Source organism: Kribbella sp. NPDC006257, from assembly GCF_040613535.1.
In the GTDB taxonomy this organism is placed as follows: Bacteria; Actinomycetota; Actinomycetes; order Propionibacteriales; family Kribbellaceae; genus Kribbella.
The window spans coordinates 51,273-69,261 of the sequence record NZ_JBEXSJ010000024.1 but is presented as its reverse complement, the minus strand read 5'-3'; the positions used below and the strand labels follow the sequence as shown (position 1 = coordinate 69,261).

Here is a 17,989-nt window from a genome sequence, read left to right as displayed (position 1 = left end):
GCGCGCGGCAGGAAGTGGCCCCGAGGCGCGGAGCGCGAGGTCGCCGGGAGATGCGTAGTACGGGACCGCCGGAGGTGCGTAGTACGGGACCGCTTTGCGTCCGAAGAACCAGGGGCTCTTCGGACGCAACGAGGTTGGTCAGCCGAGGGTGATGAGACCGCCGGCGTTGGTGCGGGCGGCGTCGAACCGCGCCTGGGCGTCTGCCCAGTTCACGACGTTCCACCACGCCTTGACGTAGTCCGGCTTCACGTTCTTGTACTGCAGGTAGAAGGCGTGCTCCCACATGTCCAGCATCACGATCGGGATCTGCCCGGCCGGCAGGTTGCCCTGCTGGTCGTACAGCTGGTGGATCAGCAGCCCACCCTGCAGCGCGTCCCAGCCCAGGATCGCCCAGCCGGAGCCCTGGATCGTGGTCGCCGCGGCGGTGAAGTGCGCCTGGAACGCGTCGAACGAGCCGAACGACTCGTCGATCGCGGCCGCCAGCTCACCGTCCGGCTTGTCGCCACCGTCCGGCGACAGGTTCTTCCAGAAGATCGAGTGGTTGACGTGGCCGCCCAGGTTGAAGGCGAGCGTCTTCTCCAGCCCGACGATGGCGCCGAAGTCGCCGCCCTCGCGCGCCGCTGCCAGCTTCTCGAGCGTGTCGTTCAGACCCTTTACGTAGGTCGCGTGGTGCTTGGAGTGGTGCAGCTCCATGATCTCGGCGGCGATGTGCGGCGCAAGCGCGCTGTAGTCGTAGGAGAGATCAGGAAGCGTGTACGACGTGGTCAACTCTGCTCCTTCGTCAGGGCCACGGGGGCCGGTATCTGCGGGTGTCCTGGGTCAGCGGCACCAGCCTGAAACTTCAACCACGGTTGAGGTCAAGTCACCACGCGGTTGCGAGTCCACCTGATGTGCCCGACCAGTGCCCGGCGGCGTGTAGTTCACACGGCCGCGCAGGTCACCGGTCCAGCTTCACATACTCGCCCCACAGACCCACACGAGAGGTCACCGGTCTCAATTGATGGTGTCGAGCACCAGCTTCCCCCGCGTCCGCCCGGTCGCGAGCTGCCGGTGCGCCGCGGCGGCCCCGGCGAGCGGGAAGACCTGCTCGACCTCGATCCGTATCTCGCCGGCCTCGACCAGCGCCGCGATCTCGCCGAGCGCAGGTCCGTCCGGCTCGACCAGGAAAGACTTGGCCCGTACGCCGGCAGCGTCGGCCGCCGCGAGCAGTTCAGGCGACGTCCCACCCGGTACGGCGACCAGCAGGCCACCCGGCTTGAGCACCTTCACCGACTGCGCCAGTGTCGTCTCGCTGCCGATCAGATCCACCACGAGATCGAGGTCGCCGGTCGCGTCCTCGACGGAGGTCGCGTGGTAGTCGATCACCTCGTCCGCTCCGAGGGAGAGCAACCAGTCGTGCTTCTCCTTGCTCGCCGTGCCGATCACGTGCGCGCCGAGGTGCTTCGCGAACTGCACCGCCAGGTGTCCGACCCCACCCGCGGCTGCGTGGATGAGGACGCGCTGACCCTTCTCCAACGAAGCCGCAGCGGTCAGGATCTGCCACGCGGTGAGCCCGGCCAGCGGGATCGCGGCTGCCTCCGCGTGGCTGAGCTTCGCGGGCTTCTTCGCGAACTGCCGGGCCGGTGCAGTCACATACTCGGCGTACGCCGAAGCCGCCCGGGGGAACCACGGCATCCCGTACACCTCGTCGCCGACCGCCAGCGTGTGCACGCCGAAGCCGATCTCCTCGACGACGCCGGAGACGTCCCAGCCGAGCACGAACGGCGGCTCGCCGAGCGCGCCGGCCATCCCGCCGCCCTCGCGGCTCTTGTAGTCGACCGGGTTGATGCCGGCCGCGTGGACGCGCACCAGTACTTCGGTCGGCAGCGGCTGCGGTCGCTCCAGCTCGACCACCTTCAATACCTCCGGGCCGCCGAACCTGTCCTGGCTGATCGCCTTCATCGCTTTTCCTCCTCAGGGGCTTCATCTGGGCTCCGGACGCTATCCACAGGGCGGTAGTTTCCCGCAAGGACTGCTACTATCTATTGGGAAGTACTACCGCGGAGGAGCCCTCGGAATGACCGCCACCTGTTCGACCGGTGTGCACGACAAGCACGACGTGTACGCCGCCCAGTGCCCGTGCCGCGAGGTCCTCGACCTGCTCGCGAACAAGTGGGCCGCCCTCGCGATCGGCGCGCTCGAGGACGGACCGCTCCGCTTCGGCGAACTCCAGCGCCGGCTCCAGGGCATCAGCCCGAAAGTCCTCACCGGCACCCTCCGCCGGCTCGAAGACAGCGGCTTCCTGCACCGCGAGATCTACCCGGCCGTCCCACTCCACGTCGAGTACTCCCTCACCCCCCTCGGCCGCAGCGTCTCCGTGCCGCTCGCCTCCCTCCGCACCTGGGTAGAAGCCCACCTCCACGAAATCAGCTGACCTTCAGCCGAGCCTCAGCGATCGCTGGAGGAAGTCGAGTTCGAGGCGGAGGCGGCCTTCTACTGCTGCGGGGTCGGAGAAGCCGTGGCCCTGGCCGGCGAAGGTGACCAGTTCGTGCGGCTTGCCGGCGGCGGCGAGAGCGGCGGCCAGACGCAGCGAATGCACCGGCCACACGTTGGTGTCGGCCAGGCCGTGGATGATCTGGAGCGGCCGGGTGAGCTGGTCGGCGTACGGGACGATCGAGGAGCGCCGATAGGCCTCGGCATTGGAGGCCGGGTGCCCCATGTAGCGCTCCTTCCAGTACGAGTCGTAGAGCCGCAGATCGGTAACCGGCGCCCCGGCGATCCCGGCATGGAAGACATCCGGCCGATGGATCACCGCGGCCGCCGCCAGGTAGCCACTGAAGCTCCAGCCGCGGATCGCCACCCGCTCGAGATCGAGGTCGTCGTCGGTCGCCGCGATCGCGTGCAGCGCCTCGATCTGGTCGTCGAGCACCGGGAAGAGCTGGTCGCCCGCGACCGCCCGCTCCCAGGCCGGCCCGCGTCCCGGCGTACCGCGGCCGTCGATGCTGAGCACGATGAACCCCTGCTCGGCGAACCACTGCGAGACGAAGTATCCCGGCATCGAGCGCGCCATGACGAGCTGGAATCCCGGCCCGGCGTACGGACTGAGGAGCACCGGGAGCTTCGTGCCGGGCTCGTGCCAGGACGGGCGGAACACGGCCGTCCTCAGCTCGGAAGGCCCGGCCTTCACCAGCTCCATCCGAAGATCGACCACCGGCTGCTCGGTCGGGTCCTGCAATGGCTTGCCGTTGACGGTGATCCGGCGGCTGTCGAGGGTCCGGCTGTCGACCACGGTGATGCCGTCAGCCACACGACCGGTGTGCACCCCGGCACCTCCGGAGAGCTGACGGACCTCTCCGTCATAGCTGTAGTGGTGTATTTCGGTCGCCTCGGTCTGAGCCAGGAACATGACGGTGTCAACGGAGACGCCAGGGACCTCCAGCACCTGCAAGCCTGGGGGAGTGACGAACTTGTCGCCGATCAGCAGCCGGTAGGTGTCGGTCTCGGCGTCGCGCTCGATCCAGACCAGCTCGTCCGAGGCGGTCCGCGTCGGCGTACCGGCCCACATGGCCACCCAGTTCGGGTCGGTCACCTCCCGCACCAAGGACGTGCCGCCGGTGGCCGGGTCGACGTCGAGAAGCCGAAGCGTCTGCTGGTCGCGGGTCTGGACGGCGATCAGCGGACGCTCGCCCCGCCAGTCGGCCTGGACCAGATACTCGAAGCGCTCGCGATCCCACTCCACCTCGACCCGCTGCCCGTCGAGGTCCACCAAGTGAAGGCTGACGTCCGCGTTGTGAGTGCCCGCGGCCGGATAGCGGATCGGTTTCGGCGGTACGTCGGACCGCAGCGGATCCGGCTGGTACCAGATCTCGACCGGACTCTCGTCCAACCGCGCGACGAGCAACCGCTGCCCGTCCGGTGCCCACCAGAACCCTTCGGTCCGATCCATCGACATCCAGGCGGTGAACTCGGGCAGCCCCCAACTCACCTCCGCGTTCTCCGGCTCCGCCAGCACCCGATCGTTCGTGCCGGACGCATCGACCACCCACAGCGCCCGCTCGCGAACGAAGGCGACCGCATGCCCGGTCGGATCGATCGCAGCCGTCTCCACCTTGCCCTCGGACAGTTTCCGGACCTCATCGGCCGGCAGATCCACCACGAACAGCTCCGAGTCCTGCAGCACCGTCACGATGCCGTCGGCACCGGCCCGGTACTGCGCGGCCGCCGCGACCCGCCGCTCCTGGTTGTCCGCGGTGTCGAAGGCCCAGAGCGCGCCGTCGCGCAGAAAGGTGACGAACCGGCCGGAGATCGCGAGCCCGCTCACCGCCCCGGTCTGGAAATACCTCGTCCTGGCCAACTGCGCAGGAAGATCCTCACCCATCGGAAACCTCTCGCCGGCGAAACGGATGCTGTCCATGGTCAGCCTCTCACCCGCCCCGGACAGTCCGCCGGGGGTCATGCGGGCGCGAGCACCTGCGCGGGACGAATAGACTTCAGCTCTCTCGATCCCCGAAATTCGACCGAACCTGAGGTTGTTGTCGTGCTCACCATGCAGGACGCGCTGCTCGCGCTCACGAAGTACTGGACCGACCGGGGCTGCATGGTGGTGCAGCCGTTCAACACCGAGGTCGGAGCCGGCACGCTGAACCCGGCGACCATCCTGCGGGTGCTCGGTCCCGAGCCGTGGCGGGTCGCGTACGTCGAGCCGAGTGTGCGCCCCGACGACGCCCGGTACGGCGAGAACCCGAACCGGCTGCAGACGCACACCCAGTTCCAGGTGGTGCTCAAGCCGGACCCGGGCAACCCGCAGGAGTTGTTCCTGGCCAGCCTGGAAGCGCTCGGGATCGACATCGAGGCGCACGACATCCGGTTCGTCGAGGACAACTGGGCGAACCCGGCGACCGGGTCCTGGGGTCTGGGCTGGGAGGTCTGGCTGGACGGCCTGGAGATCACCCAGTTCACCTACTTCCAGCAGGCCGGCGGGATGACGCTGGACCCGGTGTCGGTGGAGATCACCTACGGCATCGAGCGGATCATGATGGCGCTGCAGGGCGTCTCGCACTTCAAGGACATCGCCTACGCACCGGGCATCTCGTACGGCGAGGCGTTCGGCCAAGCGGAGTACGAGATGTCCCGGTTCTACCTGGACGACGCCGATGTCGAGTCGCAGAAGCGGCTCTTCGAGGAGTACGCCGCCGAGGCGCGCCGGATGCTCGACGCGCGCCTCCCGGTCCCGGCACACATCCACGTACTGCGGTGCTCGCACACCTTCAACGTGCTGGACGCCCGCGGTGCGGTCAGTACGACGGAACGCGCGAAGGCCTTCGGCCGGATGCGCACCCTGGCCCGCGAGGTCGCCCAGTTGTGGGCGGAACGGCGTACCGAGCTCGAACACCCGCTGGGGATCGCCGAGCTGCCCGCGGCCGCGCCGGAGCCGACCGAGTTCCCGGTGATCAGCGGCACCCGGCAGCTGCTGTTCGAGATCGGCACCGAGGAGATGCCGCCGTCGGAGGTCACCAAGACGGCCGAGGCGGTGAAGGCGGCGCTGACCGAGAAGCTGGCCGCGACCCGGCTCGGCCACGGCGAGGTCACCACCTACGCCACCCCGCGCCGGGTGGTCGCGTTCGTCGCGGCCGTCCAGTCCGGTGAGCCGGATGCCGAGAAGGTCAACCGCGGTCCGAAGAAGGCCGCCGCGTTCGATGCCGAGGGCAACGTCACGAAGGCGGCCGCCGGGTTCGCGCGCGGTCAGGGCGTCGACGTGAGCGAGCTGCACGACCTGGTCGTCGACGGTGTCGAGTATGTCGCGGTGACCAAGCCCGACCCGGGTCGCGGCGCCGCCGAAGTACTGAGTGGCGTGCTGGCCGAGATCGTCAGCGGACTGCGCTCGGACAAGAACATGCGCTGGAACGATGCCAAGCTGTCGTTCACCCGCCCGGTTCGCTGGCTGGTGGCGTTGCTCGGCGACCAGGTCATCCCGGTCTCGGTGTCGACGCTGGCCGCCGGCCGGACCACGCGCGTGCACCGCACCGCCGCGCAACCGGTGGTCGAGATCGCCGCGGCCGAGGGCTACCTCGACCTGCTCCGGATCCACGGCATCGAGGCCGACCCGGCCAAGCGCCGTCAGCAGATCGTCGAGGCGTCCGAGCGGCTCGCCGCCGAGGTCACCGGGTTCGTCGACTTCGCGGCCGAGACCGCGCTGCTCGACCAGATCGTCAACCTGGTCGAGGAGCCGACCGCGATTCTCGGCAACTTCTCGCCCGACTACCTGGATCTGCCGGCCGAGATCCTCACGACGGTGATGCGCAAGCACCAGCGGTACCTGCCGGTGCGGGACGCCGACGGCAAGCTGCTGCCACACTTCGTTGCCGTGGCCAACGGTTCGGTCAACGAAGCAACGGTCCGCAACGGCAACGAGGGCGTACTGCGGGCCCGCTACGAGGACGCCGCCTTCTTCTGGCGCGCCGACCTGCAGACCACGCCGGAGGCGATGAAGGAAGGTCTCGGCAAGCTCGCGTTCGAGGAGCGGCTCGGCTCGATGGCGCAGCGTGCCGACCGGATCGCTGCCGTCGCGTTGAAGCTGGGCTCGGTGGTCGGGCTCGAAGGCGATGATCTGAAGGCTTTGCAGCGCGCGGCCGAGCTGGCGAAGTTCGACCTCGGGTCGCAGATGGTTGTCGAACTGACCAGCTTGGCCGGCACAATGGCTCGTGAGTACGCACGGCGCAGTGGCGAGAGCGAGGCTGTCGCGCAGGCGTTGTTCGACATGGAGCTGCCGCGGTCCGCGGGCGATCCGGTGCCGGCGACGACACCGGGTGCGTTGCTCGCGCTGGCGGACCGGTTCGACCTGCTCGCGGGGCTGTTCGCGATCGGTGCGAAGCCGACCGGTAGCTCGGACCCGTTCGCGTTGCGTCGTGCCGCCGCCGGTGTGGTCGCGATCCTGCGCGAGCACCCGGAGCTGCGGGCGATCACCCTGCCGGTCGGGCTCGCCGCGGCCGCCGAGCAGATCGTTGCCCAGGGCATCGAGGTGAAGGCCGAGTCGCTCGCCGATGTGGCCGACTTCACCGTCAAGCGCTACGAGCAGCAGGTCCTCGACCGCGGTGACGACCACCTCCAGGTCGCCGCCGTCCTACCCCTCGCCGAGGCGCCCGCCGTCGCCGACGAGACCCTCGCCGAACTCAAGCGCCAGGTGAGCACCCCCGGCTTCGCAGACCTCGTCGCGGTGCTCCAGCGCGCCCGCCGCATCGTCCCCGCCGAAACCACTGCGGTCTACGACGCCGCCAAGCTCACCGAACCGGCCGAGGTCGCCCTGCACGAGGCTGTCCAGAAGGTCGGCACCGCCCCCACCGGGCTGGCCGACTTCGTCGCCGCCACCCAAGGCCTGGTCGAGCCGATCACCAACTTCTTCGAAGAAATCCTGGTGATGGCCGAAGACCCCGAGGTCCGAGCCGCCCGCCTAGGCCTCCTGGCCACCATCCGGGACCTGGCCGTCCCAGTCCTCGACTGGCAAGCCCTAGGCACCAGCCTCAACACGCAGTCGGAGTAGCAAGACGCTCTGAGCGCGCAGGGTATGTAGGCCGTGCGGATGCGCGCTCAGAGCGGCAGTGTTAGTAGAGGAGCCAGGCGCTCGGCGAACAGCGCGACGTTAGGAGGGGAGCCAGGCGGTCGGCGAACAGCGTGACTACGCGTCTCCGATGCGACCGAGACCCGCAGCACTTCCACCGAACCCGTTCGACCGGCCGCCCGTAACTGGACCGCCGGGTCGACTGGCCCGCTTCGCCATGCACTTACCGGCTCGACTGGCCGTTGTTCTTCGACATACCGGCTCGACTGGCCGTGCTTTTCGACATACCGGCTCGACTGGCCGCATTTCGGTCGGCAAACCGGCCAGTCGGGAAGGGGAGTTGAAGGAACACGGCCAGTCGAGCCGGTAAGTCGATCGGCGCACGGCGAGTCGCGCTGGTAAGTCGTCCCCACGACGGCAACGAGCGCTGCGAGTTGGTGATGGCGGCGACAGCGACCCGGTGGACAGGTAACCGGTACCCAACTGTCGAGGAGGGCGTATCGCCTCGAGCCGGAGCGGCGGGGAGGTGCAGGTGATCTGCCGTCAGAGTCAGAGCGGCAGGGTGAGTAGGGGGGCCAGGCGGTCGGCGATGAGGCGGTAGCCGTCGGGGTCTGGGTGGACGTCGTCGGCGTACAGGGCGCGGGCCTCTTCTGGGGTGAGGATGGTGCGGCCGTCGATGAGTTGGAGGTCTGGGTCGGGGCGGGTGCGGGCGCCTAGTTCGACCAGGGCGCGGATGTCGTCGAGGGTGAGGCCTAGGGCGTTGGGTTTGCCCTCGAGGTTCGGGGCGGTCAACGGGCTGATGACGACGATGGGCGTGTGTGGGTGGCCGTCGCGGACGGTGGCGAGGAACGCCTCGACCTGGCCGGGGAGGGTTCGGCCGCTGTAGGTTTCGCCGCCGTAGATGTTGATGCCTAGGCACAGTGAGATCAGCCGGGCCGGGGTGTCCCGGATCGTCCGCGCCGCGATCGGGTCGAGGTGACACTCGCCGGCGAGCCCGAGCATCACCAGGTCCCATGCGTGCTTGCGTGCCACCAGCGCCGGCCACGTCTCGGACGGTCCGTAAGCGCCGGTACATTGAGTGACCGAACTGCCGTAGGTGATCCACCGCGGCCCGCTAGGTGGCTGCGGCACCGCTTCACCCTCAAACGACACTTCTCGTACTTCGATCGCCCCCGCCTGCGGCAACCAGATCTCCAACTCGCTGGGCCCGGCCGGTAGCTCGACCCGGATCCGCTGCTCACCAGCCTGTACTTCGGTACGCCGGTGCAGTGACCCATCGACCAGGAAGTCGACCGGTGCGATCTCGCCGGACACATCCGGAGCAGCCCGGATCTCCAGCGTCACAGCAACAGCCGACGTCTGCCAGCCGGCCCGTACGCCGGCCGGAGTCGCCGCCCGGGACCACAACCGATGCCCGGGCCGCTCCGGATTCCCGGTCCAGTCGGTCAGCTCGAACGGCTGCTCGCGCGGGTCGAGCCGCCAGAACGTCGTCCAGCCGTCGGCGTCGACCGCACGAAACCGGTAGCCGGTCCACAGTGGCTCAGTGCTCATCCGCCGCCTCCGAAACAGATGCCGTTGATGGGACAAGCTATACCTATGAATCTCACGCCGGATGCAGTGGCCGATCGTTCGGAAGCGGTGGCGAAGCAGCTGAGGGAGCACCTGCCGATCACTCCGCTCGAGACCTTCGATGCACTCAGCGACGAGCTCCAGGCCGAAGTGCTGGTCAAGTGCGAGCACCGCCAGCGCACCGGCTCGTTCAAGGCCCGCGGCGCGATGGCCAAGGTGCTCTCGCTGACCGACGAGCAGCGGAACGCCGGCGTGGTGACCGCCTCGACCGGCAACCACGGACTCGGCGTGAGCAACGCCCTCGCGACCCTCGGCGGGCATGGGATCGTCTACGTCCCGGAGAACGCGTCGCCCAGCAAGGTCGCCGCGATCAAACGGTTCGGCATCGAGGTCCGCAGCGTCGGCACCGACTCCGGCGCCAACGAAACCCGAGCCCGGGCGGAAGCCGAGGTGGAAGGCTGGACCTACATCTCGCCGTACAACGATCCCGAGATCGTCGCCGGACAGGGCACCGCCGCGGTCGAGATGCTGGAGCAGCTCGACGGGCAGCGGCTCGATGCCGTCTTCATCGCGGTCGGCGGTGGCGGCCTGGTCAGCGGGATGGCGGCCGTCCTCAAACGGCATCTCCCAGACCTCAAGGTGTACGGCGCACAGCCGGCCGCGGACGCCGCGATGGCCGAGTCGATGAAGGCCGGCCGGATCATCGAGCTGGACGGCAAGCCAACGCTGTCGGACGGTACGGCGGGCAACGTCGAGCCCGGCGCCATCACCTTCGACCTGTGCCGTTCCTTGGTCGACGAATGGGTCCTGGTCGAGGAGGCCGAGATCCGGGACGCGTTGAGACTCGTGATCGACACTGAGCATCAGCTGATCGAGGGTTCGGCGGCGATGGCGTTCGCGGCCGCACGGCGTACGGATGTCGAAGGTCAGCGGGTGGCAGTGGTGTCGTGTGGCGGGAACATCTCGGCGAAAACCCTGGTGGCCGCGCTGGCCTGACGAAGTACTGTGTGGCCGTGCGCGAATTGGTTGTGCTGGGCACCGGCAGTCAGGTGCCGTCGCGAGAGCGCAGCCAGAACGGCTACTTCCTGCGCTGGGATTCCGAGGGCTTCCTCTTCGATCCGGGCGAGGGCACGCAACGGCAGATGCTGTACGCCGGAGTGCCTGCCACCGCGATCACCCGGTTGTGTGTCACCCATTTCCACGGCGACCACTGCCTCGGCGTACCGGGCATCGTGCAGCGGTTGTCACTCGACGACGTGCAGCATCCCGTGCACGCGCATTACCCGGCGTCCGGGCAGGACTACTTCACCCGGCTCCGGTACGCCGCGTCGTTCTACGAGCGGGCTGATCTCCGCGAGGAGCCGATCGACGAGGACGGCTTGTTGTCGGTCGGTTCGTTCGGCCAGCTCTGGGTGCGCCGATTGGAGCACTCGGTCGAGTCCTTCGGGTACCAACTCGTCGAACCGGACGGCCGCCGGATGCTACCGGAGGAGTTGGCCCGGTACGGCGTCGCCGGACCCGCGGTCGGTCGGCTGCAGCAGTCCGGGTCGATCGTTGTCGACGGGCGGACGGTGACGATCCAGCAGGTGAGTGAGCCGCGCCTCGGGCAACGGTTCGCCTTCGTGATGGACACCCGGCTCTGCGAGGGCGTCTTCAAGCTCGCCGATGGAGCGGACATGCTCGTGATCGAGTCGACGTACCTGTCCTCCGAACGCGAGCTGGCCACGGCCTTCGGTCACCTGACGGCGCGCCAGGCCGCTCGAGTCGCCCAGGAGTGCGGTGTCCGCAAGCTCGTGCTGACCCATTTCTCCCAGCGCTACACCGAGCCCGAGCGCTTCCACGAGGAGGCGGCAGCGGAGTTCTCCGGCGAGATCGTCGTCGCCGCTGACCTGACCAGAACAGCGGTGCCTACCCGCCGCTGACCGCAACAGCAGATCGTGAGCGGCACCGGGAAGCTGAGGTATTTTCTCGGATCGCGGCCGGCAGGTGCGGGATTTAGCTGCCTGGTCATGGAACTGTGATCCGGTTGACGCATAGCGATCGTAGGATTGTGCTGTGTCACTGACGTTTCCGGCATCGTTTGCCGATGGCAATGAATTCTCGGACCTGCTCGACGAGCCGACCCGCGTCGCCCTGGAGGTGGCGTCGGTGCGGTGCGCCTTCGAGGACGGGATGTTCATGGATGCGTGGCAGCTGGCCTGGTCGCTGGAGCAGCGGCTGGCCGGCTCCGGCCGCTGGCAAGAGATCGTGGTGACGCAAGAGCTCGCGCTGGCAGCAGCCGTCCGGCTGGGCGACTGGCTCCTGGAGGGACAAGCTCGGGTGACACTCGGCCGGGCCTGCCTGGCGCTCGGTGACGTCCGGCGGGGCGGCCCGCAGCTGGCCGAGGGCACGGTCATCCTCCGTGCCCTCGGCGTGCCCAGCAGCTGATCAGTCAGCGCAGCGGGCGGAAGAACTCGCGGACGTCGGCGGTGAGCAGTTCCGGCTCTTCCAGTGCGGCGAAGTGGCCGCCGCGGTCGACGTCGGTCCAGCGCGTGATGGTGTTCTCGCGTTCGGCGTACCGGCGGATGCCGACGTCGTGCGCGAAGACGATCACCCCGGTCGGGACACCCGAGTTCTCCTTGGTCGCGCCCCAGGCCTGCTGCTGCGCATACCCGACGTACGCCGCCGAGCCGGCCGTACCGGTCAGCCAGTAGATCATCACGTTGGTGAGCAGCCGGTCCCGGTCGATGATTGCGTCCGGCAACGTTGTGCGCGGATGCGTCCACTCGCGGAACTTGTCCATGATCCAGGCCAGCTGCCCGACCGGTGAATCGACCAGTCCATAGGCGAGCACCTGCGGCCGCGTGGACTGGATCGCGATGTAGCCGAACTCCTCCCGCATGAACGCGTCGATCCGCGCCAGCCGGTCCTGCTCGAGTTCGGTCAGCGTCGCGCGTTCCTCGCCCGGCACCATTGGCGGCAGCCCGGGCGAACCGTTCACGTGCACGCCGACGACGTGCTCGCGATCGGCCCGCGCGACCTCGGGTGAAACGGCAGCCCCGATGTCCCCACCCTGTACGCCGTACCGCTCGTACCCGAGTCGCGCCATCAACTCCGCCCAGATCCGGCCGATCCGGTCCGTCGTCCACCCCTCGTCGTGCACCGGTCCGGAGAAGCCGAAGCCGGGCAGCGACGGAATCACCAGGTGGAATGCGTCGGCCGCGTCACCGCCGTACGACCGCGGATCGGTCAACGGGCCGATCACGTCCAGGAACTCGACGAACGAGCCGGGCCAGCCGTGCGTCAGGATCAGCGGCAGCGCGTCCGGTTCGGCCGACCGCACGTGCAGGAAGTGGATCTGCTGACCGTCGATCACCGTCGTGTACTGCGGGATCTCGTTCAACTGCTTCTCGATCGCGCGCCAGTCGTACTCGTCGCGCCAGTACTCCAGCAGGCCGCTCAGCCAGGAGACCGGTACGCCGGTGTCCCAGTCGTCCCCGGGCAAGGGCGCGGGCAACCTGCTCTGGGTCAGCCGAGTCTTGAGGTCATCAAGGGTGTGCTGCGGAATCTCGATCCGGAAGGACTTGATCTCGTTCGTCGTCATGTCTCTGACTCTCTCACCCAGTTAGGTCATATGCTGTCCTAGCTGATCAACAGAATTGAAGACATGCTGGAAACCTCCGCACGACTCCTCAAATTGCTCTCGCTGCTGCAGTCTCCTCGCGACTGGAGTGGCGCCGACCTGGCCGGGGAACTCGGTGTCGGCGTCCGCACGGTTCGCCGCGACGTCGACAAGCTGCGCAACCTGGGCTACCCGGTCGACGCCGTACCGGGTGTGGCCGGCTACCGCCTGGGGGCCGGTGCTTCCCTGCCGCCCCTCCTGCTCGACGACGAAGAAGCGGTCGCCGTCGCGATCGGCTTGCGGGCAGCCGCGACGGGGAGTGTGGCCGGGATCGAGGAGTCGTCGGTGCGAGCGCTGACCAAGCTGGAGCAGGTGCTTCCGTCGCGGCTGCGCCATCGGGTCCGCCTCCTGCAATCGGTCGCGGTCACCCCGAACGACGGGGCCGTCGTCGACCCCGCAGTACTGATGGCCGTCGCCGCGGCCTGCCGCGACCACGAACGCCTCCGCTTCGACTACCGAAGCCACGACGGCACAGCAACAGTCCGTACTACGGAGCCGCATCGCCTGGTGCACACCGGCCGCCGCTGGTACCTCGTCGCCTGGGACGTCGAGCGCGCGGACTGGCGAACCTTCCGCCTGGACCGGATGGAGCCCAGAATCCCGACCGGCCCACGATTCCAGCCGCGCGAGGTCCCCGAACTCGACCGCACCACGCGCGGCGTAGCCGGCGGCGGCTATCGCTACCAGGCCACCTTCCTGCTGCAGGCACCGGCCGAGCAGATCACCGACCGCATCCCCAACACCGTCGGCGTAGTCGAAATGGTCGACCCAGGAAGCTGCCTTTTGTCAGCTGGCTCGAACTCCCTCGACGAACTACTCCTGTACGTCGGCCTGCTAGGCGTCGACTTCGTAGTCCAGTCGCCCCCCGAGCTGATCGCCCACCTCCAAACCCTCACCACCCGGCTTGCTGCCGCCACACCTGCCTAGGAAACGGTCGGGCGGATGTTCTGGTTGAGGTGAAAGGTGTTGGTGGGGTCGTAGGTGTTCTTCAGGGCGGTCAGGCGGGCCAGCTTGGCGGGTGGGAAGGCGCGGCTGACGCTCTCGCCGTTGAGGGTGTTGATGTAGGCGCCACCGGCGTACGGGTCGAGGGTCGCGGCGTAGGCGCGGATGGTGGCGATGCGGTCGGCGTCGTCGGCGGCGTCCTCCCAGCGGGTGGCGGTGACGAACTCGAACATCACGTCGCGGTGGCTGAAGGCTGCGTCCTCGTCCGGTACGTCGGAGATCGCGCCGCCGTACGCCTGCAGGCTGGCGCCGATGCCGGGGTTGCGCAGCAGTGCGCGGATCGCGTCGTCGGGCAGGGACTTGAAGTAGTGGCCCTTCCAGTAGCGACGGAACCGGTGACCTTGAACGCTGTCGTCGCGGCTCTGCAGGGTCAGGTAGGGCATCTCTTCGATGCTCTCGGCAACTATCGTGCCGAGGGAACGGAAGGCCGGGATCAACGCGGCGCCCTCGGCGGGGTCGCCGACCCAGACGAAGCCGACGACGAGTTCCTCGCCGCGGATGTTCGCGGTGAAGGTCGCCTGCCGGGGTGCCGTGGCGTTCAGGTCGCGCCAACCCCGCAGTACGGCGAAGGCCTCGTCCCAGGCGTAGGTGAACTCGGTGACCAGGGTGCGGGTGCCGATCTGGTGCAGCCGGAATTCGAACGCGGTGACGATGCCGAAGTTGCCGCCGCCACCGCGCAGTCCCCAGAACAACTCGGCGTTCTCGGTCGCGCTCGCGGTCACGACGTCGCCGGCCGCGGTCACCAGTTCGTACGAGATCACGTTGTCGCAGGCGAGCCCGAACTGCCGGGCCAGCCAGCCCATCCCACCGCCCAGGGTGAGCCCGCCGACGCCGGTGTGCGAGACGTTGCCGGCCGTGGTGGCGAGTCCGTACGCCTGCGCGGCCCGGTCCAGTTCGCCGAGCAGCCCGCCGCCCTGGACCCAGGCGACCTGCCGTTCGGGGTCGACGCGGACCTCGTTCATCGGGGTCAGGTCGATCATCAGGCCGCCCTCGGGAACGGCGAGCCCGGCGATGTTGTGGCCGCCGCAGCGCACCCCGATCTCCAGATCGTGCTCCCGGGCGTACCGGACGGCGGCGACGACGTCGGCGGTGTCGTGACAGCGGGCGATAGCGGCCGGCCGGCGGTCGACCATCGCGTTCCAGACGGTGCGGGCCTCGTCGTAGCCGGCGTCGCCGTCGATCAGGAGGGTGAGTTGCTGGGTGGCGGTCATCGTCGTGCTCCTTGCCGGAAGTGGTGGTGCTCACCACCCTGACAGCGAAGCGGTACAGGGATAAGGTCCAGTTCTATGAGCCGATCCAGGACCAATTCCGGCGAGCTGCTCGTCGAACTGCGCCGCGACTCCGCCGTGCCCCTGCATCAGCAACTGGAGAGCGGGATCCGGGACCGGATCCGGCAGGGGCTGCTCCGCGCGGACGCGGTGATGCCGGCCACCCGCGCTCTCGCGACCGATCTCGGGCTGTCCCGCGGTGTCGTCGTCGAGGCCTATCAGCAGCTGGTCGCCGAGGGATACCTGGTCAGCCGCACCGGCGGCTACACCCAGGTCGCCCCGTCGGCAGCCGGTCCCCAGGCTTCGAAGGTGACCGCTCGTGAGCCGGGTGGGCCGCCGCGGATCGACTTCAAGTACAGCAAGCCGGACGTCTCCCAGTTCCCGCGCGCCGCCTGGCTCCGGTCGATCCGCAAGGTCCTCAACGAGACACCGAACCGGAGCTTGGCCTACCTGGACGGCCGCGGTACGCCGGAACTTCGCGAGGCGCTGGCCGACTACCTCAACCGGGTTCGTGGTACCTCGGCCCGGCCCGAGAACATGCTGATCTGCAACGGTTTCGCGCAAGGATCGCGGCTGCTCCTGCAGGTGCTGGCGGCTGCCGGGTATCGCCGGCTGGCGGTGGAGGACCCGTCGGACGACGAATTGCGTGGGGTCGCGGTCAATGCCGGGTTGGAGGCGGTCGGCGTACCGGTGCTGGAGACCGGGCTCGATGTCGAGGCGCTCGAGCGGTCGGGAGCGGACGTCGTACTGGTGACCGCTGCTCATCAGTTCCCGACGGGGGCGGTGGCTTCGGCCGCTATGCGGTCGGCCTTGATCGCCTGGGCCACGAAGCACGATGCCTTGATCATCGAGGACGACTACGACGCGGAGTACCGGTACGACCGCGAACCGATCGGCGCGATCCAGGGGCTGGCGCCGGAGCGCGTGGTCTATGCGGGGACGGCGAGCAAGACGCTGGCCCCCGGGCTCCGGCTCGGCTGGCTGATCCTGCCCGGCCGGTTGGTCGAACCGATGTCGGCGGCCAAGGTCGTCGACGATCGTGGATCGCCGGTGTTCGACCAGCTGACCTTCGCCGACTTCGTCGCGCGCGGAGAGTTCGACCGGCACCTGCGCCGGATGCGACCGCGGTACCGGCGGCTGCGGGATGCGCTGGTCGGCAGGCTGGCGGAACGGCTACCGGATCTCGTGCCGACCGGGGTGTCCGCCGGTCTCCATGTGCTGATCTGGTTGCCGCCCGATCTCACCGAGGCCGCTGTGTCGAACGCAGCGCTGGATCGCGGCCTCGGTGTCTATGGCCTGACGCCCTACTGGGTGGACCATCCGGGTCCGGAAGGTCTGGTCTTCGGCTACGGCAGCCTGACCGAACCGGCCGTCCTCGAAGGCGTCGATCTCCTCGCCGACGCGATCAACTCGTTTCGTTCGTAGGGAGTTCGTCGTAGTCGGTCGAGGTGGTGAGGTGGGCCCACTGGGCGGCTTCGGCGGCACGGGATCGTGAGGCGCGGTCGGCGTGCTCCAGGGCGTCCTTGCCGAGGAGGAGCCGCAGTGGAGGTTCGTCGAGACCGACGATCTGCAGGATCGCCTGCGCGGCCTTGGCCGGGTCGCCGGGTTGCTTGCCATCGGCCCCTACCCGGTAGCGGTTGAGCTCGCCGACGGTGGAGTCGTACTCCGCGCGGACGTCGGCGATCGTCATCGACGAGCCGCCCCAGTCGGTCCGGAACGCGCCCGGCTCGACGATCGTCACCTTCACCCCGAACGGCCGGACCTCGTTCGCGAGCACCTCGGAGAACCCTTCGACCGCGAACTTGGCGGTCTGGTAGGCGCCCATCCCCGGCGTCCCGCCGACCCGGCCGCCGATCGACGAGAACTGCAGGAAGTGCCCGCCGCGCTGGGTCCGGAAGACGGGCAGCGCCGCCTTGGTCACGTTCACCACACCGAACAGATTGGTCTCCACCTGCGCCCGGAAGTCGGTCTCGTCGGTGTCCTCGATCGGCGCGCTGTTCGCGTAGCCGGCGTTGTTGGCGACCACATCGAGGCCGCCGAACTCCTCCAGCGCCACCTGTACTGCGGCGCGCGCGGCCGCGGCGTCGGTGACGTCGAGCGCCACCGCGCGGATGGCGTCGCCGTACTTGTGCACCAGGTCGTCGAGCTGCTCGGGCTTGCGGGCGGTGGCAACCACCCGGTCCCCGGCGGCCAGCACGGCCTCGGTGAGTGCGCGGCCGAGGCCGCGGGAGCTTCCGGTGACGATCCAGGTCCTGGTCATGATCTCCTCGCTAAGTAACCGACTGGTTGGTTAATTCAAGGAAACACCTTCCGTCGGCAGAAATCAACCGACCGGTTGGTTGGTAGATTGAGACGCAGGTAGGTTGGATAAGGTGCGTGGCATGCAACGGAACGCCGATCGGACCAGGGCCCGGATCCTCGACGCAGCGCTGACGGAGTTCGCCGCGCTCGGCATCGCCGGCGCCCGGGTGAACCGGATCGCCGAGGTGGCGGGCTGTAACAAGGCGATGCTGTACGCCTACTACGGGAACAAGGACCAGCTCTTCGACGCGGTCTTCACGGCGTACGTCGAGGCCTATCTGGAAGAGGTCGGGTTCGACGCGCACGACCTTCCGCAGTACGCCGGGCGGGTGTTCGACTACTTCGAGGAACATCCGGATCATCTGCGGCTGGCGGTCTGGTATCGGTTGGAGCGGCCCGAGAGTGCCCGGCTGGAGGCGGTGCTCGCGGTGAATGCGAGCCGGCTGTCGGAGTTGGAGAAGGCGCGGCGGGCGGGGGTGTACCGATCGGAGTTCAAGCCGGTGGAGTTGTTGTCGTTGATCCAGTCGATCGCGACGAGCTGGTCGTCGATGAATCCCGAGTTCGCGGCGGCTTCCATTCCCAAGGCCCGTCGGCGCAAAGCGGTGGTGACTGCCGTGGCGCGCCTCTTGGATCAATGAGATCTGAAGCACACAG

At 68.5% G+C, this 17,989-nt stretch carries 15 protein-coding genes; 8 read left to right on the top strand and 7 right to left on the bottom strand.

Going from position 1 to position 17,989, the window contains the following annotated elements; genetic code table 11:
* Nucleotides 1-138 precede the first annotated feature (138 nt).
* Both ABZ004_RS26480 and ABZ004_RS26475 read right to left on the bottom strand, forming a co-directional pair.
* Nucleotides 139-768: a superoxide dismutase gene (locus tag ABZ004_RS26480; protein ID WP_355683749.1), complete on the bottom strand. Its 630-nt coding sequence runs from the start codon at nucleotides 766-768 to the stop codon at nucleotides 139-141.
* A 225-nt stretch (nucleotides 769-993) separates the two neighbouring features.
* On the bottom strand, nucleotides 994-1,941 hold the full coding sequence (locus ABZ004_RS26475; RefSeq protein WP_355683748.1) for an NADP-dependent oxidoreductase: 948 nt from the start codon (nucleotides 1,939-1,941) through the stop codon (nucleotides 994-996).
* Between the two features lie 115 nt (nucleotides 1,942-2,056).
* Between ABZ004_RS26475 and ABZ004_RS26470 the strand changes: the two genes are divergently transcribed.
* Nucleotides 2,057-2,413 carry a helix-turn-helix domain-containing protein gene (locus ABZ004_RS26470; protein ID WP_355683747.1) on the top strand — a complete coding sequence of 119 codons (357 nt, stop codon included), beginning with the start codon at nucleotides 2,057-2,059 and terminating at the stop codon, nucleotides 2,411-2,413.
* 3 nt (nucleotides 2,414-2,416) lie between these two features.
* On the opposite strand, the gene ABZ004_RS26465 is transcribed toward ABZ004_RS26470, so the two are convergent.
* The gene (locus ABZ004_RS26465) at nucleotides 2,417-4,393 is read right to left on the bottom strand and encodes a prolyl oligopeptidase family serine peptidase (RefSeq protein ID WP_355683746.1); all 1,977 of its coding nucleotides are present in this window, start codon (nucleotides 4,391-4,393) and stop codon (nucleotides 2,417-2,419) included.
* A gap of 132 nt (nucleotides 4,394-4,525) precedes the next feature.
* Here ABZ004_RS26465 and ABZ004_RS26460 point away from each other — a divergent pair, with 132 nt between their 5' ends.
* Nucleotides 4,526-7,516 carry a glycine--tRNA ligase gene (locus ABZ004_RS26460; protein WP_355683819.1) on the top strand — a complete coding sequence of 997 codons (2,991 nt, stop codon included), beginning with the start codon at nucleotides 4,526-4,528 and terminating at the stop codon, nucleotides 7,514-7,516.
* A 567-nt stretch (nucleotides 7,517-8,083) separates the two neighbouring features.
* Here the strand turns inward: ABZ004_RS26460 and ABZ004_RS26455 are convergent.
* The gene (locus ABZ004_RS26455; RefSeq protein ID WP_355683745.1) at nucleotides 8,084-9,085 is read right to left on the bottom strand and encodes a GDSL-type esterase/lipase family protein; all 1,002 of its coding nucleotides are present in this window, start codon (nucleotides 9,083-9,085) and stop codon (nucleotides 8,084-8,086) included.
* Nucleotides 9,086-9,130: 45 nt separating this feature from the next.
* Here ABZ004_RS26455 and ABZ004_RS26450 point away from each other — a divergent pair, with 45 nt between their 5' ends.
* From ABZ004_RS26450 to ABZ004_RS26440, 3 genes are all read left to right on the top strand, one after another.
* Complete coding sequence (locus ABZ004_RS26450) at nucleotides 9,131-10,099, top strand: threonine/serine dehydratase (protein ID WP_355683744.1); 969 nt, start codon at nucleotides 9,131-9,133, stop codon at nucleotides 10,097-10,099.
* Between the two features lie 17 nt (nucleotides 10,100-10,116).
* The gene (locus tag ABZ004_RS26445) at nucleotides 10,117-11,025 is read left to right on the top strand and encodes a ribonuclease Z (protein WP_355683743.1); all 909 of its coding nucleotides are present in this window, start codon (nucleotides 10,117-10,119) and stop codon (nucleotides 11,023-11,025) included.
* A 133-nt stretch (nucleotides 11,026-11,158) separates the two neighbouring features.
* Nucleotides 11,159-11,530, top strand: coding sequence for a hypothetical protein (locus ABZ004_RS26440; RefSeq protein WP_355683742.1), 372 nt, complete (start codon nucleotides 11,159-11,161; stop codon nucleotides 11,528-11,530).
* Between the two features lie 4 nt (nucleotides 11,531-11,534).
* On the opposite strand, the gene ABZ004_RS26435 is transcribed toward ABZ004_RS26440, so the two are convergent.
* Nucleotides 11,535-12,686: an epoxide hydrolase family protein gene (locus ABZ004_RS26435; RefSeq protein WP_355683741.1), complete on the bottom strand. Its 1,152-nt coding sequence runs from the start codon at nucleotides 12,684-12,686 to the stop codon at nucleotides 11,535-11,537.
* Nucleotides 12,687-12,749: 63 nt separating this feature from the next.
* Here ABZ004_RS26435 and ABZ004_RS26430 point away from each other — a divergent pair, with 63 nt between their 5' ends.
* Nucleotides 12,750-13,691: a YafY family protein gene (locus ABZ004_RS26430; protein ID WP_355683740.1), complete on the top strand. Its 942-nt coding sequence runs from the start codon at nucleotides 12,750-12,752 to the stop codon at nucleotides 13,689-13,691.
* Here the strand turns inward: ABZ004_RS26430 and ABZ004_RS26425 are convergent.
* Nucleotides 13,688-14,977, bottom strand: a complete 1,290-nt coding sequence (locus ABZ004_RS26425; RefSeq protein ID WP_355683739.1) for an FAD-binding oxidoreductase — start codon at nucleotides 14,975-14,977, stop codon at nucleotides 13,688-13,690. The genes ABZ004_RS26430 and ABZ004_RS26425 overlap by 4 nt on opposite strands.
* Before the next feature lie 75 nt (nucleotides 14,978-15,052).
* Between ABZ004_RS26425 and ABZ004_RS26420 the strand changes: the two genes are divergently transcribed.
* A complete protein-coding gene (locus ABZ004_RS26420) occupies nucleotides 15,053-16,459 on the top strand; it encodes a PLP-dependent aminotransferase family protein (protein WP_355683738.1) in 1,407 nt (468 codons plus the stop codon).
* Here the strand turns inward: ABZ004_RS26420 and ABZ004_RS26415 are convergent.
* Nucleotides 16,440-17,294, bottom strand: a complete 855-nt coding sequence (locus ABZ004_RS26415; protein ID WP_355683737.1) for an oxidoreductase — start codon at nucleotides 17,292-17,294, stop codon at nucleotides 16,440-16,442. The two genes, ABZ004_RS26420 and ABZ004_RS26415, sit on opposite strands and share 20 nt — an antisense overlap.
* A 121-nt stretch (nucleotides 17,295-17,415) precedes the next feature.
* Here ABZ004_RS26415 and ABZ004_RS26410 point away from each other — a divergent pair, with 121 nt between their 5' ends.
* A complete protein-coding gene (locus ABZ004_RS26410) occupies nucleotides 17,416-17,973 on the top strand; it encodes a TetR family transcriptional regulator (protein ID WP_355683736.1) in 558 nt (185 codons plus the stop codon).
* Nucleotides 17,974-17,989: the final 16 nt, after the last annotated feature.